This is a genomic window from Bacillus sp. FSL R5-0447 (genome assembly GCF_038606125.1).
Classification (GTDB): domain Bacteria; phylum Bacillota; class Bacilli; order Bacillales; family Bacillaceae; genus Bacillus; species Bacillus velezensis.
Genome location: NZ_CP152012.1, coordinates 1254553 through 1280355 on the forward strand (window position 1 = coordinate 1254553; position 25803 = coordinate 1280355).

Annotated in this window: 34 protein-coding genes and 1 riboswitch; of the genes, 22 read left to right on the forward strand and 12 right to left on the reverse strand. The window is 46.6% G+C overall.

The genetic code is table 11. The features are described from left to right. Positions 1 to 23: 23 nt before the first annotated feature. Complete coding sequence (gene spx, locus NYE68_RS06510) at positions 24 to 419, forward strand: transcriptional regulator Spx (RefSeq protein WP_003155034.1); 396 nt, start codon at positions 24 to 26, stop codon at positions 417 to 419. 59 nt (positions 420 to 478) lie between these two features. On the opposite strand, the gene NYE68_RS06515 is transcribed toward spx, so the two are convergent. Further along, positions 479 to 1135 (reverse strand): TerC family protein, encoded by a 657-nt coding sequence (locus NYE68_RS06515; RefSeq protein ID WP_007409109.1) that lies wholly within the window; start codon positions 1133 to 1135, stop codon positions 479 to 481. A 275-nt stretch (positions 1136 to 1410) separates the two neighbouring features. On the opposite strand from NYE68_RS06515, the gene mecA reads away from it, so the two are divergent. From mecA to pepF, 3 genes are all read left to right on the forward strand, one after another. Next, positions 1411 to 2067, forward strand: a complete 657-nt coding sequence (gene mecA / locus NYE68_RS06520; protein ID WP_003155032.1) for an adaptor protein MecA — start codon at positions 1411 to 1413, stop codon at positions 2065 to 2067. 150 nt (positions 2068 to 2217) lie between these two features. Beyond that, a complete protein-coding gene (locus NYE68_RS06525; RefSeq protein ID WP_040238274.1) occupies positions 2218 to 3378 on the forward strand; it encodes a competence protein CoiA family protein in 1161 nt (386 codons plus the stop codon). Between the two features lie 227 nt (positions 3379 to 3605). Then, on the forward strand, positions 3606 to 5435 hold the full coding sequence (gene pepF / locus NYE68_RS06530; RefSeq protein ID WP_007409107.1) for an oligoendopeptidase F: 1830 nt from the start codon (positions 3606 to 3608) through the stop codon (positions 5433 to 5435). A gap of 37 nt (positions 5436 to 5472) precedes the next feature. Here pepF and NYE68_RS06535 read toward each other — a convergent pair whose 3' ends face one another. From NYE68_RS06535 to NYE68_RS06555, 5 genes are all read right to left on the reverse strand, one after another. Beyond that, positions 5473 to 5640: a hypothetical protein gene (locus NYE68_RS06535; protein ID WP_003155026.1), complete on the reverse strand. Its 168-nt coding sequence runs from the start codon at positions 5638 to 5640 to the stop codon at positions 5473 to 5475. Between the two features lie 286 nt (positions 5641 to 5926). After that, complete coding sequence (gene spxH, locus NYE68_RS06540; protein WP_039251990.1) at positions 5927 to 6829, reverse strand: protease adaptor protein SpxH; 903 nt, start codon at positions 6827 to 6829, stop codon at positions 5927 to 5929. Further along, positions 6826 to 7224 (reverse strand): thiol management oxidoreductase, encoded by a 399-nt coding sequence (locus NYE68_RS06545; RefSeq protein WP_003155023.1) that lies wholly within the window; start codon positions 7222 to 7224, stop codon positions 6826 to 6828. Before NYE68_RS06545 ends, spxH begins: the two co-directional genes overlap by 4 nt. Positions 7225 to 7452: 228 nt before the next feature. Then, entirely contained in the window at positions 7453 to 8139 is a 687-nt protein-coding gene (locus tag NYE68_RS06550) for a lytic transglycosylase domain-containing protein (protein ID WP_225045732.1), read from the reverse strand. Positions 8140 to 8143: 4 nt separating this feature from the next. Then, positions 8144 to 8716 carry a CYTH domain-containing protein gene (locus NYE68_RS06555; RefSeq protein WP_014417426.1) on the reverse strand — a complete coding sequence of 191 codons (573 nt, stop codon included), beginning with the start codon at positions 8714 to 8716 and terminating at the stop codon, positions 8144 to 8146. Positions 8717 to 8840: 124 nt separating this feature from the next. On the opposite strand from NYE68_RS06555, the gene NYE68_RS06560 reads away from it, so the two are divergent. From NYE68_RS06560 to NYE68_RS06575, 4 genes are read left to right on the forward strand one after another with little or no spacing between them, the layout of a single operon-like run. Next, positions 8841 to 9206, forward strand: coding sequence for a hypothetical protein (locus tag NYE68_RS06560; protein ID WP_012117290.1), 366 nt, complete (start codon positions 8841 to 8843; stop codon positions 9204 to 9206). 27 nt (positions 9207 to 9233) lie between these two features. Next, positions 9234 to 9869: a GTP diphosphokinase gene (gene yjbM / locus NYE68_RS06565; protein WP_003155019.1), complete on the forward strand. Its 636-nt coding sequence runs from the start codon at positions 9234 to 9236 to the stop codon at positions 9867 to 9869. Positions 9870 to 9886: 17 nt separating this feature from the next. Beyond that, positions 9887 to 10687 (forward strand): NAD kinase, encoded by an 801-nt coding sequence (locus tag NYE68_RS06570; RefSeq protein WP_003155018.1) that lies wholly within the window; start codon positions 9887 to 9889, stop codon positions 10685 to 10687. A gap of 14 nt (positions 10688 to 10701) precedes the next feature. Next, positions 10702 to 11595, forward strand: coding sequence for an RluA family pseudouridine synthase (locus tag NYE68_RS06575; protein ID WP_113766350.1), 894 nt, complete (start codon positions 10702 to 10704; stop codon positions 11593 to 11595). Positions 11596 to 11628: 33 nt separating this feature from the next. Here NYE68_RS06575 and prpE read toward each other — a convergent pair whose 3' ends face one another. Further along, on the reverse strand, positions 11629 to 12378 hold the full coding sequence (gene prpE, locus NYE68_RS06580) for a bis(5'-nucleosyl)-tetraphosphatase PrpE (RefSeq protein WP_007409101.1): 750 nt from the start codon (positions 12376 to 12378) through the stop codon (positions 11629 to 11631). A gap of 228 nt (positions 12379 to 12606) precedes the next feature. Here prpE and NYE68_RS06585 point away from each other — a divergent pair, with 228 nt between their 5' ends. The 10 genes from NYE68_RS06585 to NYE68_RS06630 all read left to right on the forward strand — a co-directional run bounded on the left by NYE68_RS06585 (position 12607) and on the right by NYE68_RS06630 (position 21498). Continuing rightward, a complete protein-coding gene (locus NYE68_RS06585) occupies positions 12607 to 14451 on the forward strand; it encodes a monovalent cation:proton antiporter family protein (protein WP_015417217.1) in 1845 nt (614 codons plus the stop codon). Positions 14452 to 14504: 53 nt separating this feature from the next. After that, positions 14505 to 14613: riboswitch (TPP riboswitch) on the forward strand. Positions 14614 to 14701: 88 nt separating this feature from the next. Then, positions 14702 to 15409, forward strand: coding sequence for a thiaminase II (gene tenA, locus NYE68_RS06590; RefSeq protein WP_015417218.1), 708 nt, complete (start codon positions 14702 to 14704; stop codon positions 15407 to 15409). Continuing rightward, complete coding sequence (tenI, locus tag NYE68_RS06595) at positions 15387 to 16004, forward strand: thiazole tautomerase TenI (protein ID WP_324635945.1); 618 nt, start codon at positions 15387 to 15389, stop codon at positions 16002 to 16004. The genes tenA and tenI overlap by 23 nt, the downstream gene beginning before the upstream one ends. Then, on the forward strand, positions 15988 to 17097 hold the full coding sequence (gene thiO / locus NYE68_RS06600) for a glycine oxidase ThiO (RefSeq protein WP_324635944.1): 1110 nt from the start codon (positions 15988 to 15990) through the stop codon (positions 17095 to 17097). Before tenI ends, thiO begins: the two co-directional genes overlap by 17 nt. Continuing rightward, a complete protein-coding gene (gene thiS / locus NYE68_RS06605; protein WP_003155008.1) occupies positions 17094 to 17297 on the forward strand; it encodes a sulfur carrier protein ThiS in 204 nt (67 codons plus the stop codon). The genes thiO and thiS overlap by 4 nt, the downstream gene beginning before the upstream one ends. Further along, positions 17294 to 18064: a thiazole synthase gene (thiG, locus tag NYE68_RS06610; protein WP_007610655.1), complete on the forward strand. Its 771-nt coding sequence runs from the start codon at positions 17294 to 17296 to the stop codon at positions 18062 to 18064. The genes thiS and thiG overlap by 4 nt, the downstream gene beginning before the upstream one ends. Continuing rightward, positions 18061 to 19071: a thiazole biosynthesis adenylyltransferase ThiF gene (gene thiF / locus NYE68_RS06615; RefSeq protein ID WP_012117298.1), complete on the forward strand. Its 1011-nt coding sequence runs from the start codon at positions 18061 to 18063 to the stop codon at positions 19069 to 19071. Before thiG ends, thiF begins: the two co-directional genes overlap by 4 nt. Before the next feature lie 22 nt (positions 19072 to 19093). Further along, the gene (gene thiD / locus NYE68_RS06620) at positions 19094 to 19906 is read left to right on the forward strand and encodes a bifunctional hydroxymethylpyrimidine kinase/phosphomethylpyrimidine kinase (protein ID WP_052827264.1); all 813 of its coding nucleotides are present in this window, start codon (positions 19094 to 19096) and stop codon (positions 19904 to 19906) included. 130 nt (positions 19907 to 20036) lie between these two features. After that, entirely contained in the window at positions 20037 to 20813 is a 777-nt protein-coding gene (gene fabI / locus NYE68_RS06625) for an enoyl-ACP reductase FabI (protein ID WP_003155001.1), read from the forward strand. 97 nt (positions 20814 to 20910) lie between these two features. Then, the gene (locus tag NYE68_RS06630; RefSeq protein ID WP_094032349.1) at positions 20911 to 21498 is read left to right on the forward strand and encodes a CotO family spore coat protein; all 588 of its coding nucleotides are present in this window, start codon (positions 20911 to 20913) and stop codon (positions 21496 to 21498) included. A gap of 58 nt (positions 21499 to 21556) precedes the next feature. Here NYE68_RS06630 and cotZ read toward each other — a convergent pair whose 3' ends face one another. The 5 genes from cotZ to NYE68_RS06655 all read right to left on the reverse strand — a co-directional run bounded on the left by cotZ (position 21557) and on the right by NYE68_RS06655 (position 24113). Continuing rightward, the gene (cotZ, locus tag NYE68_RS06635) at positions 21557 to 22000 is read right to left on the reverse strand and encodes a spore coat protein CotZ (RefSeq protein ID WP_007409091.1); all 444 of its coding nucleotides are present in this window, start codon (positions 21998 to 22000) and stop codon (positions 21557 to 21559) included. 148 nt (positions 22001 to 22148) lie between these two features. Next, positions 22149 to 22631 carry a spore coat protein CotY gene (gene cotY, locus NYE68_RS06640; protein WP_007409090.1) on the reverse strand — a complete coding sequence of 161 codons (483 nt, stop codon included), beginning with the start codon at positions 22629 to 22631 and terminating at the stop codon, positions 22149 to 22151. A 150-nt stretch (positions 22632 to 22781) separates the two neighbouring features. After that, complete coding sequence (locus NYE68_RS06645) at positions 22782 to 23282, reverse strand: spore coat protein (RefSeq protein WP_020955644.1); 501 nt, start codon at positions 23280 to 23282, stop codon at positions 22782 to 22784. Between the two features lie 92 nt (positions 23283 to 23374). Next, a complete protein-coding gene (locus tag NYE68_RS06650; RefSeq protein ID WP_015239584.1) occupies positions 23375 to 23689 on the reverse strand; it encodes a hypothetical protein in 315 nt (104 codons plus the stop codon). 37 nt (positions 23690 to 23726) lie between these two features. Continuing rightward, positions 23727 to 24113, reverse strand: coding sequence for a spore coat protein (locus tag NYE68_RS06655; protein ID WP_003154992.1), 387 nt, complete (start codon positions 24111 to 24113; stop codon positions 23727 to 23729). 170 nt (positions 24114 to 24283) lie between these two features. On the opposite strand from NYE68_RS06655, the gene NYE68_RS06660 reads away from it, so the two are divergent. The 4 genes from NYE68_RS06660 (at position 24284) to NYE68_RS06675 (ending at position 25798) form a co-directional block, all read left to right on the forward strand. Continuing rightward, entirely contained in the window at positions 24284 to 24640 is a 357-nt protein-coding gene (locus NYE68_RS06660; protein WP_061861361.1) for a DUF1360 domain-containing protein, read from the forward strand. A gap of 286 nt (positions 24641 to 24926) precedes the next feature. Further along, positions 24927 to 25124 (forward strand): hypothetical protein, encoded by a 198-nt coding sequence (locus NYE68_RS06665; RefSeq protein WP_012117306.1) that lies wholly within the window; start codon positions 24927 to 24929, stop codon positions 25122 to 25124. A gap of 91 nt (positions 25125 to 25215) precedes the next feature. After that, positions 25216 to 25377: a YjcZ family sporulation protein gene (locus NYE68_RS06670; RefSeq protein WP_007610678.1), complete on the forward strand. Its 162-nt coding sequence runs from the start codon at positions 25216 to 25218 to the stop codon at positions 25375 to 25377. Between the two features lie 166 nt (positions 25378 to 25543). Next, on the forward strand, positions 25544 to 25798 hold the full coding sequence (locus NYE68_RS06675) for a stage VI sporulation protein F (protein WP_003154986.1): 255 nt from the start codon (positions 25544 to 25546) through the stop codon (positions 25796 to 25798). The last annotated feature ends 5 nt before the right edge of the window (positions 25799 to 25803 follow it).

Sequence of the window (25803 nt, forward strand, 5' to 3'; positions counted from 1 at the left end):
ACTAATTAGAGGAGTGAAGATTAATGGTTACATTATACACATCACCTAGCTGTACGTCATGCAGAAAAGCAAGAGCTTGGCTTGAAGAGCACGAGATTCCGTTTGTAGAGAGAAACATTTTCTCCGAGCCGTTATCAATTGATGAGATCAAGCAGATTCTGCGTATGACTGAAGACGGTACGGATGAAATTATCTCTACCCGTTCTAAAGTATTCCAGAAACTGAACGTAAATGTTGAATCTATGCCGCTTCAAGACTTATATACTTTGATCAATGAGCATCCGGGACTGCTCCGCCGTCCGATTATCATTGATGAAAAACGTCTGCAAGTCGGCTATAACGAAGATGAAATCAGACGATTCCTGCCAAGAAAAGTGCGTTCTTTCCAATTAAGAGAAGCACAGCGTCTTGCCAACTGATATAAGCTTACGATAAGCATGGAAAAAAAGCCCAAAACCATCGCGGTTTGGGCTTTTTGTTATTTTTCAGTCTGCTGGTAAATCATACTGGCGAGGATAACAAATACGACGGTCAAAATCGGCAGCGTCATTTGTATAATGCCGTGTTCTGCCATGAAAAATGACAGCTTGCTGTCTCCGGCAATCATTTCACCGCCGGTAAATGCGAGAAGGCCGCTCCCGGCGTACATCAATAAAGGCATTTTGTCCATGGCGGCATGAACGAGCTTGCTGCCCCAAATGATAATCGGCACCGAGATGAAGAGACCGATCACTACAAGTGTCAGCTCACCGTGAGAAGCGCCGGCTACTGCGATGACATTGTCAAGCGACATAAAGATATCAGCCATAACGATTGTGCGGATGGCTTTCCAAAGAGAAGAACTGCTTTTCACATGCTGCGCATCTTTCTTCTCAATCAGAAGCTGATAGCCGAGATACAATAAAAATACCCCGCCTGCGCATTGTAAAAAAGGAACATTCAATAAATAGACCGCAGCGCTCGTCAGAACGATTCTCAAGACGACTGCGATAAACGTTCCGAAGATGATCGCTTGCTGTCTTTGTTTATGGGCCAGGTTCCGGCTGGCCATCGCGATGACGACGGCATTGTCACCGCCGAGAATAAGGTCAATCCCGATAATAAGCAGAAGGGACAGCAGGTAATCGTGCGGCATGGTAACACCTCGCTTATAGATCGATTGCTTGTACAGCTAATATATGAAGCAGTGCGCTATTTATGATGGGAACCGGGAGAAAGCCTGTTTTTCGGTGTGAAAATGCTTTTTTATTTCTTTTATAACTGTTTTATCATAAAATAGAAATATAAAGAATTTGCGCTGTCCTCTATAAGGTTAAGATGTGGACGGAATGGGTAAAGTGTAGTAAAGTACTATTCATCGGGAGCTTAGATGTCCCTTCAACATCTTATAAAGAAGGGAAGGTTGGCAAAATGGAAATAGAAAGAATTAATGAGCATACTGTAAAATTTTATATGTCTTATGGTGATATTGAAGATCGCGGTTTTGACAGAGAAGAAATCTGGTACAATCGCGAGCGCAGTGAAGAACTGTTCTGGGAAGTCATGGATGAAGTGCATGATGAAGAGGAATTCGCTGTCGAGGGTCCTCTTTGGATTCAGGTTCAGGCATTGGACAAAGGACTGGAAATAATCGTAACAAAAGCCCAGCTTTCCAAGGACGGACAAAAACTCGAACTGCCGATCCCGGAAGATAAAAAACAAGAGCCGGCAGATGAAAATCTCGATGCTTTACTTGATGATTTCCAGAAAGAAGAGCAGGCCGAGAGCCGGGAAGATAAGGAGCAAAAGCTTCAGTTCACTTTGCGGTTCGATGATTTTGAGGATCTCATCTCGCTATCAAAATTGAATCTTAACGGAATCAAAACGACCCTGTATTCGTTTGAAGACCGATATTATTTATATGCAGATTTTTATGAGCAAACTGATGAAGAGGTTGAAAATCAGCTAAGCATCCTGTTGGAGTACGCGCACGAATCATCAGTCAGCATTCACCGTCTTGAAGAATACGGAAAATTGGTGATCGCTGATCATGCGTTATATACAATAAAAAAACACTTTGCATCATAACAAACCGATTTCTCTCAGCAGAAATCGGTTTTTTTTGTTCTGAATGACAGGATGAACGGCTGAAAACCGTATAACGGCTCTCATCCGCAAACAGGATTATATCTTCTTCCTGCTGAATATAACAAGATTCAGGAAAGGAGAAGATGCAACATGTTCAGTGCTGTGACTGCCGACGGACGGCTCATTCAGCTGGCCGGAAGCTATTCAAAGGAAAAAGCGGCGGAGCTGAGAAAGAAACGCTGGTTCTGCCCCGTTTGCAAAAGTGAGCTTGATATCAAACTGGGGCGGGAGAAACTGCCGCACTTCGCTCATAAAAAAAGCAGGCTGTGTCCCGGGGAATCCGAACCTGAAAGCGAATACCATCTGGAGGGAAAAAGACAGCTTTTTCTCTGGCTGAAGACACAAGGGTGCAGCGTCAGCCTGGAACCGTATCTGACTTCCGCTGGACAGCGGCCTGACTTGACGGCGGAAAGCGGAGAAGAGAGGCTGGCTTTTGAATTTCAATGTGCGAATCTTTCGGCGGACTCTTTAAAGAGCCGGACGGCAGGCCTGAAAAACGCCGGGTACCGGCCGGTCTGGATCATCGGGGCAAAACGGTTAAAACGGATGGCCGCGCAATTTTTCCGGCTTTCTGCTTTTCACTGGCAGTTCTTTGAAGTCCATTCATTTTCCTCCTTACTGTTTTACTGCCCCGACGCCCGCTCCTTTTACAGGCTGCATTCCATCACTCCGTTTTACACCGGCTATTCTTATGCCGGCTTAACCACAATCCCTCTTCACAAAGCAAACCTGAAAGACATCTGTCATCCGGAAGGGCGGCACAGCGTCAGACTTCCCTCGTGGGGACGTGCCGTAGCCGGCTTCCGCAGCAAAAGCGGGCGGTTTTTATCTGAAGATGCCGGTCTTATCCGGCGTCTTTTTTACGAAAGACATCAGGTTGCATTTCCATTTCTCCCATCTGAAGTGTTTATTCCCGTTTCAGCGGGCTTTGTGTTTGCAAGTCCCGTTTTTGTGTGGCAGAGCCATTTATACTTGCGGCTTGCGGAACTTTCTAAAAAAGGCGCGCCGATCCGATTATCCGGCATGGTTCATGATTTGCGGCAAAAAATCAGGCGTAAGGAGATTCGGATGCGGTATGGTTCACAAGATAGCCTTATCAGAATGGCGGTAAAACAATATGCTGATTTCTTATGCTTGCAGGATTTTTTAAGGGAAATTGAGAATGAAGTATATATGCCCTCATCTCAACGGAAGCTCCCTCAAACGGCAGAAGAGCTGCGCCGGAGGGATCTGCTCTTTTTTGGGGAATGAGAATGCTTCATTTCGTTCACCCTAACGTCAAGGTGGTGGCGAATGTGAGGGGCGTACAAGCATTTTGTTTTCGTTTTTTCACTGTATTATTGGTATGCTCGGTCTTATATGCCGCATATGATTTGACAAAAGGCAGTGAAAAGCCGGAAGATAATCACAACACAAGTTTTTGGAGAAACAATCGTTTTTTCAATTGGCTTGAAGTAAAGAAAACGAGGGGGATCACCATGACTGAGGAAAATAAAGCAGCACAGCTGCCTGACAGAAGTGAAGTAAAGGCAGAGCATACATGGAGACTAGAGGATATTTTTCCTAGTGATGAGGCCTGGAATAAAGAATTTCAAGCAGTTAAAGAATTAATCCCGAATTTATCTTCTTTTAAAGGCACGCTTGCTCATTCGGCTGATAATTTATACGCGGCGCTTACGGCACAGGATGAAGTGACGAACCGCCTTGGGAAACTTTATGCATACGCGCATATGCGCTCAGACCAGGATACGGGAAATTCTTTCTACCAAGGGCTGAACGACAAAGCCGCAAGCCTGTATTCCCAGGCTGCCAGCGCGACTGCTTACATTGAACCGGAAATTCTGGCGATTCAGGAGGACAAGCTGCACCAGTTTATTCTGGAAAAAGAGGAGCTTAAACTTTACTCCCATGCAATTGAAGAAATTACAAAACAGCGTCCGCACGTGCTGAGCGAACAAGAAGAGGCCCTGCTTGCGGAAGCCTCAGAAGCGCTGTCGTCGCCTTCCAATACATTCAGTGTTTTAAATAACGCCGATATTACATTTCCGTCGATTAAAGATGAAAACGGCAAGGAAACTCAAATCACACACGGCAACTTTATTAATTTCCTGGAAAGCAGCAATCGTGAAGTCCGCAAAAACGCATTTGAAGCCGTATATAAAACATACGGACAGTATAAAAACACGATGGCGACTACACTCAGCGGCACTGTGAAAAAAGATAATTTTTACGCCCGTGTGAAAAAGTATAAATCAGCACGGGAAGCGGCTTTATCCAATAACAGCATCCCTGAAGAAGTTTACGATAACCTGATTAAAACGATCAATAAACATCTTCCGTTATTACACCGTTACATTGACCTGCGGAAAAAGGTTCTCGGCCTTGATGAAGTCCATATTTATGACCTGTACACACCGCTCGTAAAAGATTCGGGAATGAAGGTCACATATGAGGAAGCGAAAGATTATATGCTCAAAGGACTTGCTCCGCTGGGCGAGGAATACGCGTCTATTTTAAAAGAAGGACTTGAAAACCGCTGGGTCGATATATACGAAAATAAAGGAAAACGCAGCGGTGCTTATTCGTCCGGTACATACGGCACGAATCCGTACATCTTGATGAACTGGCATGACAATGTCAATAATCTGTTTACGCTCGTTCATGAGTTCGGCCATTCCGTGCACAGTTACTATACGAGAAAATATCAGCCGTATCCGTACGGTAACTACAGCATTTTTGTCGCTGAAGTCGCTTCAACGACTAATGAAGCGCTGCTCGGTGAATATATGCTGAACAGCTTAAAGGATGAAAAACAGCGTCTGTACCTGCTCAACCACATGCTTGAAGGATTCAGAGGCACAGTGTTCAGACAGACGATGTTCGCTGAATTTGAGCATCTGATTCATACGAAAGCGCAGGAAGGCGAGCCGCTAACGCCTGAACTGCTGAACGAACTTTATTATGATCTGAATAAAAAGTATTTCGGTGACAACATGGTGATTGATAAAGAAATCAGTCTGGAATGGTCAAGAATTCCGCATTTCTATTACAATTATTATGTGTATCAATATGCGACAGGCTACAGTGCGGCCCAAGCGCTGAGCAGCCAGATCTTAAAAGAAGGCAAGCCTGCGGTGGAGCGCTATACCGAATTCTTAAAAGCGGGAAGCTCGGAATATCCGATCGACATACTGAAAAAAGCGGGAGTTGATATGACATCGCCTGAACCGATCGAGGCGGCCTGCAAAATGTTTGAAGAGAAACTGAACGAAATGGAAGAGCTTCTTTCGAAAGTGAACCCTTCGTAATTCAAAAAAGCCTGTGCATTAGATGCGCAGGCTTTTTCTAAAATCCCTTAAACGTTTTTCGGTGATTCAGCCGGTACAAGGCAAACAATATGGAAAGAAACAGCAGGGGAGATGTAATGTAAATCGGCAGCATGTGCATCATGGCCAGCAGATTTAAAAAGAAGAAAAACACAATCATTCCGATGATTAATACGGTGCGGAGCATTGAATTCCCTCCTTGTTTTTCATTGATATATTCTATGAAAACAAGCAGTCAGTTATGTTTTGTGACAAAAATATGAACATTAATCTTATGGCTTGTCAAAACTCGACAAGATTTGATATGATAAGGATGTGAAATTGATCACAAACAAACATTACCCCTTTGTTTGACCGTGAAAAATTTCTCCCATCCCCTTTGTTGTCGTTAAGACATATGAAACCGCGCTTATCCCGGCGCGGTTTCTTTATTTGCACAAAAAAAAGCCGGCTCCGTAAGGAATCAGCTTTTTTTAATGATCACAACAGGTGACATCCTCCTGGGTGCCGGTCAGAGACTTCCAAAACAGACCGTGCTTTGCTTCCACTCTGGCGACCTTTTTGGCGAATGCCAGTTTTTTCATTTCTTTTTCAACTTCTTCTAGACTCAAATCATAAACGAGTGCGATTTCTTTCGATGCGACAAACCGGAAATATTCAATGAAACATTCCAAAGGCGGCGTTTCAGAAGGCTTCGGTTCATCCCCGAGCATTTCGAATAAAATCTCTTCGTATACGTCATAAGAATAGTTCCCGGGAACCTTCAGCCCTTCATCATCATGCAGGCTGTTAAAGAACGTCAATGTCGGGTTGACGGTAACGTCCATTTCCGCCGCGATTTTCATATCGCACTGAAGCGCTTTTACCGCGCTTTGCGAATGGAGGTCACGCTTGAATTCTTCAACATCCAATTTCGTCTTTTCGGCAATTTCTAAAAGAACGTCTTCATCCGTAATATTCTGCTTGGAGACAAACAGGCTTTCCTGCATGCTGCGGAGAAACAGAATGCCCGCTTTTCTTCCCTGCAGTTCAGCCGCTTTTAAAGCGAGTGCGGCAAGGTAGGGCGATGAAAGAGGCTGATCCTGCTCAAGCCAAAGGCTTCCGTCACAGGGCATCCCGGAACGGTTCGCAATTTTTTCCCAAGCTTCGGCAAGAAGGTGTTTTTTCCGCTTTTGCTTATTCAGCGATGTAATGCTCGCGGAAACAATGATCCGCAGCGTAAAAAAACGTCCGTATTTGATTTTTAATTTTTTTATGGCGGGCTCCAGCGACCAGCATTCAGGACATAAAGGGTCGACAAACATGTAAATTTCGAGCGGTTTTTTTGGATGTCCGTGGCAATGGGCGAAGTATTGCTCATGCTGATAATTCGTCAATATGATCGATCCTCCGCTTCTGACTGGTTTACCATATGCCTGGCCGTCAGTTCCAGACGCCCGTACAGAAATTCACGAATATCGCCCTCCAGCCCGACCTGATCCATCGCTTTGCTCATACAGCTTAGCCACGCATCAGCCCTCTCGTCCGTAATCGGAAAGGGGAGATGCCTTGCCCTGAGCATGGGGTGTCCGTGCTCTTCAGTATAAAGAGGAGGTCCGCCCAAATACTGGGTTAAAAATTGCTTTTGTTTTCTGGCCGTTTCAGTCAAATCACTTGGAAATATCGGCTTCAGCAAGGGATGAGACGAGACACGCTCATAAAAAGTATCAACAAGTTGCGATAGAAGTTCCTCTCCAATCGCTTCATATGGTGCGTTAAACGATTGTCCCATGTTGACTACTCCTTTATATGGCTAATAGGAATCATAATTCCCATTGCGAATTTATCTTTCAGTTTTACTATCTTCAGTTACTGTATATTTTAGCAATAACATTTTATTTCTACAAACAAAGTGCCTTTCTGTCAGGCGCTTGTATTTCATATCATATCACATCGCCTTCATTCATGTGTAAGATTTCACTCCGCAAAAAAACCAGAGGGCGAAGGAAGCCTCTCTGGTTTACGCGTAATACTGTTTGGTTATGTTTTTGACATATTGCTGTGTTTCCTTAAACGGCGGAATGCCTCCGTACCGATCTACGTTGCCGGGGCCTGCGTTGTAGGCGGCTAACGCCAGAGATACATTTCCGTCGTATTTCGTGAGCATCTGCTTTAAGTACTTTGTGCCGCCCTCAGCGTTCTGGACGGGATCAAGCGGGTTTGACACCCCGAGTGATTCTGCCGTGGAAGGCATGAGCTGCATCAGTCCCATTGCCCCCGCACCGCTGACCGCTTTCGGATTAAAGCCTGATTCCTGTTTAATAACCGCGCGGATCAGCTTTTCGTCCACTCCGTATTTTTCGGCTGCTTTCTGAATGGCGCTGTCTATTGAAAAGTTTCCGGTGCTGATATCAGAAGCCGCATCCGGAGACTTGATGCCCGGGGAAGCGGTCTGTGAAGCAGCCGCGGAGCCGGATGAAACGGGAATTCTCGGTGAATATGAAGCGTGAGCGGTCCGCACACCGTTTAAAATTCCTGATTCCGGCTGCTGCCGGACGGCTGTGTCCGTATACTGGCTGAGAAGCGCGCTGAAATTTCCAAGCGGGCTTTCTGAAGATTGTCCGCCTGAAGCCGTGCTTGTATGAGAGATTGATTGCAGCGCCATTGATTGCAGCTGGAGAAGGGCCGCCCAATTCGTGATATTCACTGTGTCATTCCACCTTTTTTTGTTTCTGTTCATAAAAACGCTGGATTTTATTTTTCGTGATTCGCTCTGGGATGCCGAATTGCTTGAGCAATTGTTCAAACGCCCGTTTTCCTTCATCCCAGTCAGCAGCCTCGAATTCCAATTCAAAGTCTTCTTTCTCTAAATATCGGCTGTGATCTAAAATGATTAAGCCTTTTTCTGATTCTTTTTCCGCGCGTGCGGTCGACAGCGTCCCGAAATAGCAAATGTGTTCTGAGTTGATTCCGAGACCTTCCAGCTGACGTTTGACGGGGCCATCCGGAATCTTGAAGACGTCAAGATCAGGTGCCGCAAGCTCTTGGTGGGTTTCCAGCAGACCGACCGCGGCAGGCTCTTTTAACGTCAGAACGAACGCGCCGTCTTTTTCTCGGATGCGGAGTGCTGATTTTTTTTGTTTCAGGGAAAAATCTTTCGTGTCGAAATAATGATTGACCTGCTGTTTAAAATCATGTTCTTTCATGCAGAGTGCTTCACTCAGCTTCAGAAATTCTGATTTTGTCAGCAGGTTTTTGAATTCAATTTCTATTTCTTGGGTCATGACAGTCTTCCTTTCAGGACGAAAAATTGTATAATTCCCATTATCTCTTTAGAGGTTACGTTTATCAATATCGACCTTGATATGATAAAATAAATGCTGTACTTTGTTAAAAAAGGAGAACATTATGCAAAAGAGAATTGAAATCCAAAATGCATCATTAACAGAAGACGCGCTCCGCTTGAAGTGCGGAGAGGACTTAAGCGGAGCGGAACGCAAAGCCTCAGGTCAAATGCTTGTTGATTCCGATCACTTTGCTTTTGTATACATACTTGAATCAGCTGACTCTTTTGAATATGTCATTATAAAAGAACATATCTGGCCGGATCTGAAAGAAGCCTTAGACCAAAGAAAACCGGCGGTCCTTGAGGCCGGCGGAAAAACGGTTGAACTTTCAGGGCTGCATGAAGAACTCGATTATCTTCTTGAAAATATTAAAGATAATGCAAACTACGGAGATATGGAAGAAAAAGTGAAAAACGTATTTCTTTAGAACAGGTTCGGAATTGGGGGATGTACGATGGATGACAAACAATGGGAGCAATTTCTAGCGCCATACCGCCAGGCTGTTGAAGAATTAAAGGTGAAGCTGAAAGGCGTCAGAACCCTTTATGAGTATGAAGATGACCACTCACCGATTGAGTTTGTGACAGGCCGCGTGAAGCCGGTGGCGAGCATACTTGAAAAAGCGAGACGAAAAAGCATACCGCTTCATCAGATTGAAACGATGCAGGATATCGCGGGGCTGCGTATTATGTGCCAATTTGTCGATGATATCCAGATCGTCAAAAATATGCTGTTTGCCAGAAAAGATTTTACCGTTGTGGATAAGCGGGATTACATAGCAGAGCATAAGGAAAGCGGATATCGGTCTTACCACCTTGTCGTTTTATATCCTTTACAAACAACGTCCGGAGAAAAGCACGTTCTTGTGGAAATACAGATTCGGACGCTTGCCATGAACTTTTGGGCAACCATTGAGCATTCACTGAATTACAAATACAGCGGGAACATTCCCGAAAAAGTAAAGCTGAGGCTGCAGCGGGCCTCAGAAGCCGCATCCCGGCTCGATGAAGAAATGTCAGAAATCCGCGGAGAAATCCAGGAAGCCCAAGCGGCGTTCTCGCGAAAGAAAAAAGCGGGAGACCGCCAGTAGGAAAGGAGGGGAATGGCATGAAATTTGCCGTTTCTTCAAAAGGAGACGAGGTTTCAGATACACTGAAAAGCAAAATACAGGCGTATTTACTCGATTTTGATATGACCTTGGATGAAAAAGAGCCGGAAATCGTGATTTCCGTCGGCGGTGACGGAACGCTTCTTTACGCATTTCACAGGTACAGCGACCGTCTCGATAAAACGGCGTTTGTCGGAGTTCACACGGGGCATTTGGGTTTTTATGCCGATTGGGTTCCGCAGGAGATAGAAAAGCTCGTTCTGGCCATTGCCAAAACGCCGTATCATACCGTGGAGTATCCCCTTCTTGAGGTGATTGTCACTTATCATGATGAAGAGCGTGAGGAGCGGTATCTGGCTTTGAACGAATGTACGATCAAAAGCATAGAAGGCAGTCTCGTCGCTGACGTGGAAATTAAAGGCCAGCTGTTTGAAACGTTCAGGGGAGACGGTTTATGTCTGTCCACACCTTCCGGAAGCACGGCTTATAATAAGGCGTTAGGCGGCGCGATCATCCACCCTTCCATCAGAGCGATTCAGCTTGCGGAAATGGCATCCATCAACAACAGAGTGTTCAGGACTGTCGGCTCGCCGCTTTTGCTTCCCGATCATCATAACTGTGTCATCAAACCGAGAAACGACGTCGACTTTCAAGTCACAATTGATCATTTAACCTTGCTGCATAAGGATGTCAAGTCCATTCTATGCCGTGTGGCAAATGAAAAAGTCAGATTTGCAAGATTCCGTCCTTTTCCGTTTTGGAAAAGGGTGCAGGATTCCTTTATCGGAAAAGGCGAATAGAAAGAGGAAACGGATTGGACAACTTTTTTATCCAAAAGAACATGACTGCCCGGGAAGCCGGCATGACGGTAAAAGAATATACGGCGCAGCTCGGCATTTCAAAGCGGCTTCTCGCTGACATTAAATTTGGCGGGGGAGACCTGCTTGTGAATGGAGAGCATGTAACCGTCCGCGCCGTGTTAGCGGAAGGAGACGTGCTTAAGATTGAATTTCCGAAGGAGCATGTGAGTGAAACGCTTTTGCCTGAGCCGGTTCCTCTTGATATTCTTTATGAAGATGACCATGTGCTTGTGATCAATAAACAGCCGTATGTCTCCTCAATTCCATCAAGAGAACACCCGTCGGAGAGCATCGCTAACGGAGTGATCAGCCACTACCGAAAAAGCGGCATACAATCAACGGTTCATCTTGTCACCCGCCTTGACAGGGATACATCGGGGGCGATGCTAATCGCCAAACATCGGCTTTCCCATTCTCTTTTGTCGGCAGCGCAGAAGAAGGGGCTTGTCAGCAGGCGGTATCTCGCTGTCGTACATGGGGTCATGCTGCAGAAGGAAGGAACGGTGGACGCGCCCATCGGAAGAAAACACGACAGTATTATTGAGCGGATGGTAACGCCGGAGGGACAACGAGCGGTGACGCATTTTCAAACGGAAAAAGCGGGACATGCGTTTACGCTTGCAGCCCTGCGGCTGGAAACGGGGCGGACGCATCAAATCCGGGTGCACATGAGCTACCTCGGCCACCCGTTAGTCGGTGATACACTGTACGGCGGAAAAAATGAGGGAATTGCGCGGCAGGCTCTTCACAGTGAGCGGCTTTCATTCGTACACCCCATGACCGGAAAAACGCTCGTTTTTCACGCTCCGGTGCCTGACGATATGAAAACATTAATTGAACACATGTAAAGCCCGAACCGTTTGCCGGTTTCGGGCTTTTTTTCATGCCTGCCTTCCGTGATCCTCGCGAAATCGTGAAGCATCATAGGGCATTGAGCTTTCCACAGAGACGGTTTCATGCTCCGGAAAGCGAAAGCCTGTCAGTTGATTGCCGAAGACGCATCCTGTATCAATGTTGATTGTACGGTTGACGATCCGGGGGCGTTTTACAGGGGTATGGCCGTAAACAATCCATGCCTTGCCTTCATAAGCGGCGGCCCAGTCTCTTCTGACGGGTCTGCCGTCGGGATACGTTTCACCCGTGATATCGCCGTACAGAACAAATTCTTTTACCTTACGCGAGTATTTACCGATATCGTCAGCTTTTATGCCGGCGTGGGCGACAACGAGATCGCCATTATGTAAAATGTCATAAAGCGGCGCTGACTCATATAAGCGGATAAATTGTCTGGAGACTTCCGTTCTGTCGGCGGGAGACAGCTCTTTCAGTTCGGCTGCCGTCGTTTCCAGTCCGTGCATCACTTTTACGGGGTTTCCTTTTAAGTAACGATACAGTTTGTTGCAATGATTTCCCGGGACATAACGGACGGCTCCTTTTTCATATGCTTTTGCCACAAAACGCATCACTTCTACGGATTTTGGGCCTCTGTCCGTTAAATCCCCCGCAAAGACAAGCGTCCTGCCTTCAGAATGGACGGGCGTTCCGTCTTTCACTTCATATCCGAGCTTTTGCATTAACGCGATCATTTCGTCATAACATCCGTGTATATCGCTGATGATGTCATAAGCCATTCGTGTCAGCCTCCTTATTAACGGTTTTTTATTTATTATGGGGCTAATTCCTATACCTAATTACGCTGTTTTTGCACAAATTAAAAAAAGAATTGAAGAAATAAAGCCTTATCACTTTTTTTTCGCGTTCAGCCTTGTTAGAATATGCGTTATGTTTTTAAAAAAAAGTAAGGTTTCGCCCGCTTAAAGCGGGCTTTTATAACCCTTGTTTTAAGGAGGTATTTACGAATGGAACACACATCAGTCGCATCTTTAGTCGTCGTTCTGATCGTCGCTTTTTTGACGCCGCTCCTTTTACATCGGTTTAAGCTCAGCATCCCCGTCGTCGTCGCGGAGATCATCATGGGGCTTATTATCGGAAAAAGCGGCCTGAATCTTGTCGTTCAGGGAGACACGTGGCTGGAGACGCTGTCTGTTCTCGGCTTTATCTTTTTAATGTTTTTAAGCGGCTTGGAAATTGATTTTTCTTCATTTGAGAAAGGGAAGAAAAAACAATTCCTTCCGAACGGCAAGGAAGCGCCCAACACGTTTTCTGCCGCACTGATTATCTTTTTCGGCATCTTTATTTTATCATTGCTGCTGTCCTATGCCTTTGTATTAGCCGGTTTTATTCAAAACGCATTTTTAATGACGCTTATTATTTCGACGATATCACTCGGTGTGGTGGTCCCGACTTTAAAGGAAGAACGGATCATGAACTCCAATATCGGCCAGATCATCCTGCTTGTCGCCGTTATCGCGGACTTGGCTACGATGATTCTGCTCGCTTTCTTCTCTTCTCTTTACGGAGAAGACAGCGGAAATATGTGGCTTCTGTTGATTCTCTTTGCCGCGGGGGTCGTGCTTTATTTCTTCGGCAGGATCTTTAAACACCGTTCATTTGTGCAGTCGATGTCTAAAGGCACCGTGCAGATCGGCACGAGAGCCATTTTCACACTGATTATCGTGCTTGTCGCTTTATCGGAATCTCTCGGGGCGGAAAATATTCTCGGCGCGTTTTTGGCAGGCGTTCTGGTATCGCTTCTGTCTCCGAATAAAGAAATGGTGGAACAGCTGGATTCATTCGGCTACGGGTTTTTAATTCCGATCTTTTTCGTCATGGTCGGGGTGAAATTGGACATTTGGACGCTTTTCCAAGATCCGAAAACGTTAACGATGATTCCGCTGCTTCTGCTTGCGCTGTTTATCAGCAAGATGTTCCCGGTGTTTTATTTAAAGAAATGGTATGACAATAGAACCGTGTTTGCTACGGGCTTTTTGCTGACGTCCACGCTGTCGCTTGTTATCGCGGCGGCTACGATCGGAGAAAGGCTCCACATTATCAGCGCCAATATGTCCGGCGCGCTGACTTTAGTTGCGGTTATTGCCAGCATCATCACACCGATCGGCTTTAAGAAATTATACAAACGGCAAAGTGCGCCGCAGGAAAAAAAGCGCATTACATTTATCGGCGCCAACCAAATGACGCTTCCGGTTACGCTGGAATTGCCTGAGGAGGAATATGAAGTACGGGTCGTCCATGTGTATCAGGAAAATGCCGGGGAAACGCTTGCGGAATCCGTTTTTTCGGTTGACACGATTTCTGATTACGAGCCCGGAACGCTTGAGTCGCACGGTATTTTCAAAACGGATATTCTTGTCGTGGCGACGGGAAATGAAGATGTGAACGCCGAAATCGCCTTAATAGCGAAAGAGAAAGGGACTGAGCGTATCATCGCAAGCGTCGGCTCGGTTGAGCATGAAACAAAACTGAAAGAAGAGGGCATCAGTATTTTTTCTATCCTTCTGTCTACAAAGACGCTCTTGCGCGCATTAATTGAGGCGCCGGGCGTGATGAGCCTCCTGACGAATGAGGAGTCTTCGTTATATCAGATCAATCTGGAAAACCCGGCGTATAACGGCATCATTCTGCGGGAATTTCCGCTGATGGGCGATGTGATTTTCGTCCGGATTTTCAGAGGTGTGGACAGCATCGTTCCGCACGGAGACACGCGGCTGAAAACAGGAGACCGTCTCATCGTCACGGGCTCGCGCAACTACGTGTCGGAACTGAGAAAAATCCTTGAAACTTGACCAAATTGCAATTCGTGATAATATAGAAGGCATAACAAATAAATCAATAATCGTATGACCACTAGGGGTGTCCTTCATAAGGGCTGAGATAAAAGTGAGACTTTTAGACCCTCATAACTTGAACAGGTTCAGACCTGCGTAGGGAAGTGGAGCGGTATTTTTTTGGGGTTCCTTTTATCCATTTAAATTCCAAACCACTTTTCCGATGCGGGAAGGTGGTTTTTTTTATTTTATCAGGGGGGAAGACATAATGACATTTTCTGAAGAATGCAGACAGGCGGCTGCCGAATGGTGGGACGGAAGTTTTGTTCATCCGTTTGTAACGGGAATCGGTGACGGAAGCCTGCCGATAGACCGTTTCAGCTATTACGTGCTGCAAGATTCCTACTATTTGACGCATTTTGCAAAAGTTCAGGCGTTCGGCGCCGCATATGCCGAAGACTTGTTTACGACGGGCAGGATGGCGGGCCACGCTCAAGGGACATATGAAGCGGAAATGGCGCTGCACCGCGAGTTTACGGAGCTTTTAGGGATTACGGAAGAAGAGCGTGCGGCATTTAAACCGGCACCGACCGCCTATTCTTATACGTCTCATATGTACAGATCGGTGATGAGCGGCAATTTTGGAGAAATATTAGCTGCGCTTCTGCCCTGTTATTGGCTTTATTATGAAGTCGGCGAACACTTAAAGGAGTGCAAACCGGAGCATCCGATTTATGAAAAATGGATCGGTACATACGGCGGAGACTGGTTCAGACAGCAGGTCGAAGAACAGATCAGCCGTTTTGACGAGATTGCTGAAAACAGCACAGAGGACATCCGCGCGAAAATGAAAGAGAATTTTGTGATTTCAAGCTATTATGAATATCAATTTTGGGGAATGGCCTATCAAAAAGAAGGCTGGTCCGAGAAGGGCGGAAAAGAGGTGGAATCTTTTGGAGCTGCACGCGGTAACTGATAATCGCAAACCCGTTGCCGAGCTGGCCGAGGATATTCTTTCGATTCAGCGCGAAGTAAGCTTTATCCATATCCGTGAGCGGGATAAAACAGCGGGAGAGATCATGCAGCTTTTGTCCCTTTTGAAAAAGGGCGGTGCGGATAAGGACAAATTGATCATCAATGACAGGGCGGATATCGCGCTTTTTGCCAATATACACCGTGTTCAGCTTCCGTCCCACAGCTTTTCCGTAAAGCAGGTGCGAAGCAGATTTCCCCATCTTCATATCGGACGTTCGGTTCATTCGCTGGAAGAAGCCATCCAAGCTGAAAAGGAAGATGCGGATTATGTGGTGTTCGGCCATATATTTGAAACCGAATGTAAACAAGGACTTGAAGCAAGAGGCATCAGCCTGCTTTCAGAGATCAAACGCACGCTTTCCATCCCCGTCATCGCAATCGGCGGAATGACACTGCAGACGATCGGACACACAAAGCAGGCGAAACCGGACGGAATTGCCGTCATGTCAGGTATTTTCTCAGCTGAAAATCCTGAGGAGGCGGCAAAGCGGTATGCACGCGCGGTAAGGGAGGCCGATTATGAAGAATCACTATGATACGGCGGTGATCGGCGGCGGAATTATCGGGTGCGCCATTTCTTATGAGCTGGCGAAGACGCAGCAGAACGTTGTCTTGTTTGAAGCCGGAGAAGTCGGCCGAAAAACGACAAGCGCTGCCGCGGGAATGCTGGGCGCTCATGCGGAATGTGAAAACCGGGATGCGTTTTTTGATTTTGCCATGCACAGTCAAAGGCTGTATGAAGCGGCGGGGCAAGAGCTTGAGGAAGCTTGCGGCATTGACATCAGGCGCCATAACGGCGGAATGCTTAAACTGGCGTATACCGAAGAAGATATCGCCCGTTTACGGAAGATGGATGATCTGCCTTCCGTCACTTGGCTTTCAGCGGAAGATGCCCTTGAAAAAGAGCCTTACGCTTCAAAAGACATTCTCGGCGCAAGTTATATAAAAGACGATGTCCATGTCGAACCGTACTATGTCTGCAAAGCGTATGCAAAAGGAGCGCGGCGCTATGGCGCTGATATATATGAGCATACACAAGTCACCTCCGTAAAACGGGTGAACGGAGAATATTGCATCACAACGTCCGGCGGGGATGTCTATGCTGACAAAGTCGCAGTTGCAAGCGGGGTATGGAGCGGCCGGTTTTTCAGCCAGCTCGGCTTGGGACAGCCTTTTTTTCCTGTGAAAGGAGAATGCCTTTCCGTGTGGAATGACGATATCCCGCTGACCAAAACCCTTTACCATGATCATTGTTATGTCGTCCCGAGAAAAAGCGGCCGGCTTGTCATCGGCGCCACGATGAAACAGGACGACTGGAGCGATACGCCTGACATCGGAGGAATTGAGGCCGTCATTGCAAAAGCGAAAACCATGCTTCCCGCCATCGAACATATGAAAATAGACCGGTTTTGGGCGGGGCTCAGGCCGGGAACAAGAGACGGAAAGCCGTTTATCGGGCGGCATCCTGAAGACAGCGGCATCATCTTCGCCGCCGGCCATTTTCGGAACGGCATCCTGTTGGCACCGGCAACGGCTGAAATGGTGCGGGATATGATCCTGGAAAGACAGATTAAACAGGAATGGGAAGAAGCGTTTCGAATTGATCGCAAGGAGGCTGTTCATATATGATCCTTCAGCTGAACGGAAAACAAATTGATTGGAATCGAAAAGAGGGGACGGTTCAGGATTTGCTTGAATCGTACCAGCTTGATCAAAGAATCGTAGTTGTGGAGAGAAATAAAGAAATCATTGAAAAAAAGAATTATGAAAATACAAGTTTGTGTGACCGCGATGTCATAGAAATTGTCCATTTTGTAGGAGGCGGATGAGGATGTTAACAATAGGCGGAAAACAGTTTCAGTCAAGATTGCTGTTAGGAACGGGGAAATATCCGAGTTTTGAGATTCAGAAAGAGGCGGTGGCCGTCTCGGAATCAGATATTTTAACCTTTGCGGTAAGGCGGATGAACATCTTTGAAGAGTCTCAGCCTAACTTTCTCGAACAGCTTGATTTGTCTAAATACACGCTTCTGCCGAATACGGCCGGCGCCGCAACGGCTGAAGAGGCGGTCAGAATCGCAAGGCTTGCCAAAGCTTCAGGGCTTTGTGACATGATAAAAGTAGAAGTCATCGGATGCAGCCGGTCACTTTTGCCAGATCCGGTTGAAACGCTGAAAGCATCAGAACAGCTGCTCGAAGAGGGATTTATCGTGCTTCCGTATACGTCAGATGATGTCGTGCTCGCAAGACGTCTTGAGGAGCTCGGGGTGCATGCCATTATGCCGGGTGCTTCGCCGATCGGTTCCGGTCAGGGAATTTTAAATCCGCTGAATCTATCCTTTATCATTGAACAGGCGAAGGTGCCGGTCATTGTCGATGCCGGCGTCGGATCTTCAAAAGACGCCGCCTACGCGATGGAGCTCGGGGCTGACGGCGTGCTGTTAAATACCGCTGTGTCAGGCGCTGATGATCCGGTCAAGATGGCCCGGGCGATGAAGCTTGCCGTAGAAGCGGGCCGCCTTTCTTATGAAGCCGGGAGAATTCCGGTGAAAGATTACGGAACTGCAAGCAGTCCGCGAGACGGTCTTCCGGTATGACGGACAGATATTCCAGACAGGAGCTGTTTCAGCCGATCGGTCCCTCCGGCCAAGAGAAGCTCCGGTCGTCTCATGCCGTGATTATCGGCGCGGGTGCGCTTGGGACGGCAAGTGCGGAGATGCTTGTCAGAGCAGGGGTCGGGAAGGTAACGATCGCTGACAGAGATTATGTGGAGTGGAGTAATCTCCAGCGCCAGCAGCTTTATACCGAAGACGATGTCAGACAGGAAATGCCGAAAGCCGCGGCGGCTGAAAAACGGCTTCGATCTATAAATAGTGATGTAGAGGTCGAGGGATTTGTCATGGATGTCACTGCGGAAAACGCACCCGGATTGATTCGTGGCGCCTCCCTCATCGTGGATGCCGCCGACAACTTTGAAACAAGACTGATTGTGAATGATGCGGCTGTGCAGAAAGGGATTCCTTTTCTGTATGGCGCCTGTGTCGGCAGCTACGGGCTCTCTTTTACCGTCATTCCCGGTGTAACGCCGTGCCTTCATTGTCTGCTTGAGACATTGCCTTTAGGCGGTATGACATGCGATACGGCGGGAATCATCAGCCCGGCTGTATTGCAGACGGCCGTTTTTCAGGCAGCAGATGCGCTGAAGCTGTTAACGGGCGGATCTATCGAGCATGTTCTCCGTTCCTTTGATTTATGGAAAAATGAACGGTCAGAAATAAACGTCGCCCGTCTTAAGTCGGCTGATTGCCCAAGCTGCGGCACAAACGATTATCCGTTTTTATCCTATGAAAATCAGACAAAAGCGGCGGTTCTGTGCGGGCGGAACACGGTGCAGATCAGAGCGGGGATCTCTGAACAGTTTGATCTGCAAAAACTTGCGGGACAGCTCAGACGGACAGGGCTTGATGTTTCAGCCAACCCGTATTTAATTTCGTTTTGCAAAGACAATTTCAAGATGGTACTGTTTCGAGACGGCAGAGCATTAATACACGGCACAAGTGATATCAGCAGAGCGAAATCCTTTTATCATAAATGGATCGGATAATGCGAAAGGAGAGAAAAACATCATGAGCATATGCAAAGCATTGACGATTGCCGGATCAGATTCAGGAGGCGGCGCCGGTATACAGGCGGATCTCAAAACCTTTCAGGAGCTCGGCGTTTTCGGGATGTCAGCCATTACAGCGGTCACCGCCCAGAACACTTTGGGCGTTCATGGCATTTATCCGCTCACCCGGGAAGCGCTGGGCAGCCAGATTGACGCGGTGGCGGAAGATTTGCGGCCTGACGCTGTAAAAACGGGAATGCTGTGGAGCGCGGAAATGATTGCGGAAATTGCGGAAAAAACGGATCAGTACGGGCTTGATCATCTCATCACCGACCCCGTCATGATTGCCAAAGGAGGCGCTTCCCTGCTGCGTGAGGAATCTCAGGCCGCGTTAAAAGAGCTGTTAATTCCGCGCAGCTATGCGGTGACGCCGAATGTTCCGGAAGCTGAGGTATTGACGGGAATGGAAATCCGCACGTTTGAGGACCGGAAAAAAGCGGCCGAACGCCTTTGCAAGCTTGGTGCAAAGCATGTCATCATAAAAGGCGGACACCAGCCTGAACAGGGGAGGATCGTTGATTTATTATTTGACGGTTCGTCTTTTACCCAAATCAGTCACGCTTATATTGACACCAAACACACCCACGGAACAGGCTGCACGTTCGCAGCCGCGCTGACGGCGGAAACGGCAAAGGGGAAAAACATTCAGACCGCGTTTGAGACAGCCGTCAATTTTGTGCGGGAAGCCGTGGAACATACGCTTGGCATTGGAGAGGGACACGGCCCGACCAATCATTTTGCCTTTAAAAGGAACAGTCTGCAGACGAGATAAAAAAGAGACCGCTTCAACATCCGCGGTCTTTTTCCCATGCTTTCAATCTGGACAAGGTTATGATATGATAAAAATTAAGATCAGGTACTAAAACTATGTCTTTAAGACGATTACAGGAGGCTTTATACATATGAATTTCTCACTTGAAGGCCGCAACATCGTTGTGATGGGCGTTGCCAATAAACGCAGTATCGCATGGGGAATCGCCCGTTCGCTGCATGAAGCCGGAGCGCGCCTCATTTTCACTTACGCGGGAGAGCGCTTGGAAAAATCAGTTCATGACCTTGCGGCTACATTAGAAAGAAATGATTCCATCATCCTTCCGTGTGATGTGACAAATGACGCTGAGATCGAAACTTGCTTTGCGAGCATTAAAGAGCAGGTCGGCGTGATTCACGGCATCGCGCACTGCATCGCGTTCGCAAACAAAGAAGAGCTTGTCGGCGAATATTTAAATACGAACCGCGAAGGATTCCTGCTTGCGCATAACATCAGTTCTTACTCTCTGACAGCGGTCGCAAAAGCGGCGCGTCCGATTATGACTGAAGGCGGAAGCATCGTTACACTCACTTACCTCGGCGGAGAGCGCGTCGTTTCAAACTATAACGTAATGGGTGTGGCAAAAGCGTCTCTTGATGCGAGCGTCAGATATTTAGCCGCTGACTTAGGAAAAGAAAACATCCGCGTCAACAGCATTTCAGCAGGACCGATCCGTACGCTGTCTGCAAAAGGAATCAGTGATTTCAACTCCATCCTGAAAGAAATTGAAGAGCGCGCGCCGCTGCGCCGCACGACAACACCTGAAGAAGTGGGCGACACGGCTGCATTCTTGTTCAGTGACCTGTCAAGAGGCATCACGGGCGAAAATCTTCACGTTGATTCAGGATTCCATATTACCGCACGTTAAATAACAAGCAGTCCCTTTCAGGGATTGCTTTTTTCTTTCTTCTGATTTTAATCATTCCGTCATATAAATAAAACATGACAGAATCGGAGGGATGAAGATGTCAAAACAAAACAGAAACGCGGAAAAAAAACCGCTCATGTATATTGTTCAGGCGGATTATTCAGACACGCAATCATCAATGCAGGACATATTAATCAAAAAAAGGAAAGCGCCTCAGCTGCCGGAAGAAGAGCCGATGCATGGAAAGCGGGAGGAAGAATGTCAAACTCAGCCTGAAGGAGCAGTGGCTGTCGAACCAGAAAAGCAAGTACCTGAACAGCACAGCCGCGCAGAAGAAGCCGTTCAAGAAGTTCCGGCGCAAGCGGAGCAGGACACTGCCAAGCCCGACGCCGCTAAAAAAGAGCCTGAAGCGGTTCACAATGCCGCCCCAGAGGAAAAGGTTCCGCCAAAGCGCGTGAAAAAGCCGATGAGCAGAATGTCCATTCTTGAAAAAATTGATTTCTTAACGAAGCTGCCGCATAATATGCCGCGGACCCTTTGTCTGATAGAAGCCAACGGGAAAACCTACAGAGGCGTAATCGTCGGCAGAAAAAATAATGCGATCTTCCTGCGGACGACAAGCAACGGAGCGCCGGCAGAACTCGCAATAGACGATATTACCTCGCTGCATCCGCTTGGATTTTAACCATACAAAAAGCTGCCTGAATTCTTTCATCCGGCAGCTTATTTTTATGCTTTTTGTTTTAAGAATGTGTGCGGTTGATCAGTCTCGGGTTCAGGCAATTGATGGCGCAGAAGCTATGGAGATCGACTTCAACGCAATAGTTCGTTTTTTCTAAACGGAATACATCGCAGAGAGAGTCTTTATCTGTAAAATCAAGAATGTGCTTATGCTCGTCAAAAGCAATAAGCAGGCTTAATGTGGCACAGCCGTCACAGACCCTTTCAACTCTGAAAAAAACGGTATTAAAGCACGGACCGTTATCCAGCTCGCCGACGTTTCCGAATGCGGTGAACGGTTTCGATTTTGAGGTGAAGATGGCGAACGGCACTGTATCGCCTAATGTATAAGCCGGAGATAAAAGGTTAGAATAACAGCCTGTCGGGCAATCTTCTTCAACCGCATTTTGCAGGTCTTCAATATTTTCTACCGCTTCACGCACACAGTATGTTGTATGCTTGCTCATAATATCCCTCCTGACTTCACGTTTTAAATGGTACCGGTTTAAACGATATCGGAGAGTCAGCCGCCCGGAAGTCCGGGCGGGCTGATGATTGCATCTGTAATAGAAGGTTGGAAGGGGATTCTTCTTTAGGAAAGATGCGAATCAATGACTATCCGTGATGCTTTTTCTCTTTGTGCGGCGCAGGCCGGTTAACAAGCTCGGGTGAAAGGCACTGAATGGCGCTGAAGCAGCTCAGATCAACTTCAATGCAAAATTCTGTTTTTTCTAAACCGAAGAAATCAGGATCACAAGGATGGCAGACGCTGAGGGTGTCGCCGTGCACATCTACGGGGCGCAATACTGAAAGCGTCGCGCAGCAATCGCATAGTCTTTCTACACGAAAGAAAATGGACTCAAAGCACTGGCTGTCATCCGCAAATCCTCCGACGTTCCCGAATGTGGAGAACAATCCGCCTTTTTTATCAAATACGAGAAACGGAATGGTGTCTTTACCTGCAATCGTCGGGCTCAAAAGATTCGTATAGCATCCAGTCGGGCATTGTTCTTCAACAGCCTCTTGTTCTGCTAAAATCTTCTCGACTGCATCGCATACACAACTTTCATCTCGGCCATGGTGTTTTCCGCAGCTCATGGATTTCAGCTCCTTCTTTTAGGGTATTTGACTTTTGTCTTTAACAACATATGTACGCGAGCCTCACTTGGTGTGGGTGAACGTCTATATATTCATCATATGCGGAGAAAATAAGAAAAAGCAGAGCATTTTTAGCTCTGCTTTTTCTTTTTAGAGGACAAGGGTGATGACTAAGACAGCAATCAGTAAATTTGTCGCTGTTGAGATCAATACTGCGATATCGGCATCTACTGTTGTCACGTTTACGCCGCGGGAGTTTTCGATGAGCAGTTTTTGACGGTTGATTTGTTTGTTAGCTGTTAGCTGCAATAAGTCTTGTGCGACCAATTCAGCGATGACTCCGTCAGCGATTGAAGTGAGAGTGGCCGTTACGACTGCTGCATTAATCGCTGTCATGACTGAAGCGACTGCTTGAACGTCTGTTGACGTTACGTTGATATCACAAGAGTCTCTGATAATAATCGCTTCTTCAGAAACTTGTTTGTTGAGATTCGCTTGAGCAAGGTCTTGGTCAAGGAAGGCATTATCTTCGCCGAATCCGTTTCCGTTACAGCAAACACTGCATCTTCTGCCTTCTTTTTCTTCTTTTTCTTCTCGCGGATGTTCGCATTCAGGATCAAGTGCAACCCAAGAGTATGGTCTGCTTTCCATATCTATTCCTCCTTTTCTTTTACTAATATTAAATGAGCCGGCCCCTTACTTTGACTCAGGCATCTATCCTGATAAAAATCACTATTTTTTAGTTATTGACCGGGATTTTGGCGTCTTTGCCGGAGCTGTTCGATTAATTGTTCTCTGCGGGTTTGCGGATTGGTCTGCTGATCTTGCGCTTTTTCCTGCTCTTTTTTCTGTTTCTGGCTTTCAAGAAAAGCTTCTGTTTTTGCCTGCATGTCTTTGACTAATGCGATCAGCATTTCTTTTTCTTCATCAGGTATTTCCCGCATTTTATCTTTTGTCACGCCGTGTTTTTTGAAGACATTGCTGACAAGCACCTTTAAAAGCGGATCCACTTCTGGTAGATTTTCGAGTTCTTTTTTTAATTTTTCGTTATCTGCCATTTGTTCTCACCTCTATTTAAATATTTGAAAAGAAAGGTTAAAGGATGTCTAGTTCAGCAAAAAGTATATTTAATAATTGAAACAAAATTTGTACAAAGGCCATAATATCGTCTGCAGTCAGTGTGATTTTAATATTGCGGCTGTTCAGGACTTGAATGACGGTCCTCTTTTTTATTTGGCAATCATCCAGGATCAGCAGTTCGGTTGCTATTTGGTCGGCTGTGTCTTCATCTGCGATCGCGAGCTGTGTCGCAAGGATAATCGCCGTAGTAACTGAGGCTTGTATAGAAAGAGCGGCCGTTATATGTGTTGTATCTATTGTGACATTTTCGCAATCAATCACTTCGATCGTCTGCTCGAATTCGTTGGATAATTGTTCGTATATTTGCGGTTGCAGTGTTTCGACTTTTTCTTCAAACGACATAACCTTCACTCCTTTCTCATTCATACTTTATATAATGCAAATGAAACGCCGAGCGGAATAAGAAAAACAACTAAACCGCACCTATTTTTTTACCGGACAAGGTGCGATTCATGAAGATCAGGGTTTTCGCATATGTATAAAGAGGTCAAGTTTTGAAAAGGAGTGAACAGGTGGTTATCAATTGGCTTTCATTTATTCTGTTATCGTTTGCCGTTTTCCGGCTGGCCAGGCTTTTCGTATTTGACACCATTATGGCGCCGCTTCGGAGCCTTTTTCACGAGGAAAAAACAGAAACCGCACCCGACGGCACGACAGAAACCTACATTGTCATAAAAGGGAAAGGCATCAGGGCATTTATCGGTGAACTTCTCAGCTGCTACTGGTGTACGGGCGTGTGGTGTGCCGCCTTTTTAATTGCGGCGCAGATTGTGGTACCCGGGGCCGCGCAATGGCTGATTTTGCTGTTAGCCATAGCCGGCGCGGCCGGAATCATTGAAGCTGCGGTTTCCCGTCTTCTGCAGGAATAAGGCGGTTCCACCAGCAACTTACCGTCACTTTCGGCATAAACTGGCATATATGACATAAGGAAAGGAAGGATCACCATGAATCAATCAAGCAAACCTTCCCAACATTCTCCATACAAATCAACTGTGCATCAGCCTTACGAAAAAAAAATCAAGAAAAAAGGCTGCGGCTGCGGCCAAAAGAAAAAACCGAAATAGCCGTTTTCTAAAAAACCGGAGCTTCCGGTTTTTTTGTTTTTTGCCGAACGCCGGCCCCTGTTCGGCATAGATCATAGGAGGAGGGGATGTTATGAATATATTTGAATCATTCATAAACGGTAAATACCGCCGGCACAATCAAAACCAGCGGGAGCATGACAAATATATCTTATCTATTGAAAAACAGCTGTCTGAGTTTGATGAAGCGGGATCGCGCTTTGAGGAATGGATAGATGTGTTTGCCGCCGAAACAGAAGCAAAACTGAAGAAAAATGAGCATTCTCACTAAAATGAACGAAATCCGCACCGGCCCTATGCATTTATCCAAGCCAAACAAGTCGGCTCACATAGAGTATAGAGAGTAAAGGAGGTGCTTAGATATGGGATTCGGATATGGCGGATTCGGCGGCGGCTACGGCGGTTATGGCGGCTGCGGCGGATACGGAGGCGGCTATGTCGGAGGCGGATACGGCTCAACATTTGTTCTTGTTGTCGTATTGTTCATCCTTCTGATCATTGTCGGTGCATCCTTTTTTGGCTAAACCTTAGCAAGACCTTGGATAAGCGCGGGACCGTTCAGTCCCGTGCTTCCCTGATGTATGAAGGAGTATAGAGACGGGGCACTCGGAATTTTTTCCTTGTCTTACGGGCACATGTTCCGCTCTTTATTCATACAATATCGTATTACTCCACAAAAGGAGGCACACCATGGATAATCAATTTTTCAAAAATATTGAGAAGAAAACAGGCGTCAGCATGAAGGATGTCATGAACCTTGCAGGATCATTGCAAAATGCCAATTTCAAAGATGAAAACACGGTGAGAGGCGTCATTCAGAAGGTGTCCCAGCTGGCTAACAAGCGTGTTCCGAAAGAATTGGAAGACAAAATCGTTCAATCTATTACAAGCGGTAAAGAGAAACTTGATTTTGGCACCATTTCTAAAATGCTGAACAATAAATAGGCGTC

Coding starts and splice junctions, on each gene's coding strand:
- NYE68_RS06585 (WP_015417217.1), top strand. CDS start 12,607: ATGGAACACACATCAGTCGCATCTTTAGTCGTCGTTCTGATCGTCGCT.
- NYE68_RS06645 (WP_020955644.1), bottom strand. CDS start 23,282: ATGGAAAGCAGACCATACTCTTGGGTTGCACTTGATCCTGAATGCGAA.
- cotY (WP_007409090.1), bottom strand. CDS start 22,631: ATGAGCTGCGGAAAACACCATGGCCGAGATGAAAGTTGTGTATGCGAT.
- NYE68_RS06555 (WP_014417426.1), bottom strand. CDS start 8,716: ATGACCCAAGAAATAGAAATTGAATTCAAAAACCTGCTGACAAAATCA.
- spx (WP_003155034.1), top strand. CDS start 24: ATGGTTACATTATACACATCACCTAGCTGTACGTCATGCAGAAAAGCA.
- NYE68_RS06655 (WP_003154992.1), bottom strand. CDS start 24,113: ATGTCGTTTGAAGAAAAAGTCGAAACACTGCAACCGCAAATATACGAA.
- thiF (WP_012117298.1), top strand. CDS start 18,061: ATGACGGACAGATATTCCAGACAGGAGCTGTTTCAGCCGATCGGTCCC.
- cotZ (WP_007409091.1), bottom strand. CDS start 22,000: ATGAGCAAGCATACAACATACTGTGTGCGTGAAGCGGTAGAAAATATT.
- NYE68_RS06525 (WP_040238274.1), top strand. CDS start 2,218: ATGTTCAGTGCTGTGACTGCCGACGGACGGCTCATTCAGCTGGCCGGA.
- pepF (WP_007409107.1), top strand. CDS start 3,606: ATGACTGAGGAAAATAAAGCAGCACAGCTGCCTGACAGAAGTGAAGTA.
- thiG (WP_007610655.1), top strand. CDS start 17,294: ATGAGGATGTTAACAATAGGCGGAAAACAGTTTCAGTCAAGATTGCTG.
- NYE68_RS06515 (WP_007409109.1), bottom strand. CDS start 1,135: ATGCCGCACGATTACCTGCTGTCCCTTCTGCTTATTATCGGGATTGAC.
- NYE68_RS06665 (WP_012117306.1), top strand. CDS start 24,927: ATGAATATATTTGAATCATTCATAAACGGTAAATACCGCCGGCACAAT.
- NYE68_RS06560 (WP_012117290.1), top strand. CDS start 8,841: ATGCAAAAGAGAATTGAAATCCAAAATGCATCATTAACAGAAGACGCG.
- NYE68_RS06630 (WP_094032349.1), top strand. CDS start 20,911: ATGTCAAAACAAAACAGAAACGCGGAAAAAAAACCGCTCATGTATATT.
- NYE68_RS06570 (WP_003155018.1), top strand. CDS start 9,887: ATGAAATTTGCCGTTTCTTCAAAAGGAGACGAGGTTTCAGATACACTG.
- tenA (WP_015417218.1), top strand. CDS start 14,702: ATGACATTTTCTGAAGAATGCAGACAGGCGGCTGCCGAATGGTGGGAC.
- prpE (WP_007409101.1), bottom strand. CDS start 12,378: ATGGCTTATGACATCATCAGCGATATACACGGATGTTATGACGAAATG.
- mecA (WP_003155032.1), top strand. CDS start 1,411: ATGGAAATAGAAAGAATTAATGAGCATACTGTAAAATTTTATATGTCT.
- NYE68_RS06545 (WP_003155023.1), bottom strand. CDS start 7,224: ATGGGACAATCGTTTAACGCACCATATGAAGCGATTGGAGAGGAACTT.
- NYE68_RS06675 (WP_003154986.1), top strand. CDS start 25,544: ATGGATAATCAATTTTTCAAAAATATTGAGAAGAAAACAGGCGTCAGC.
- yjbM (WP_003155019.1), top strand. CDS start 9,234: ATGGATGACAAACAATGGGAGCAATTTCTAGCGCCATACCGCCAGGCT.
- thiO (WP_324635944.1), top strand. CDS start 15,988: ATGAAGAATCACTATGATACGGCGGTGATCGGCGGCGGAATTATCGGG.
- NYE68_RS06535 (WP_003155026.1), bottom strand. CDS start 5,640: ATGCTCCGCACCGTATTAATCATCGGAATGATTGTGTTTTTCTTCTTT.
- NYE68_RS06670 (WP_007610678.1), top strand. CDS start 25,216: ATGGGATTCGGATATGGCGGATTCGGCGGCGGCTACGGCGGTTATGGC.
- thiS (WP_003155008.1), top strand. CDS start 17,094: ATGATCCTTCAGCTGAACGGAAAACAAATTGATTGGAATCGAAAAGAG.
- thiD (WP_052827264.1), top strand. CDS start 19,094: ATGAGCATATGCAAAGCATTGACGATTGCCGGATCAGATTCAGGAGGC.
- fabI (WP_003155001.1), top strand. CDS start 20,037: ATGAATTTCTCACTTGAAGGCCGCAACATCGTTGTGATGGGCGTTGCC.
- NYE68_RS06650 (WP_015239584.1), bottom strand. CDS start 23,689: ATGGCAGATAACGAAAAATTAAAAAAAGAACTCGAAAATCTACCAGAA.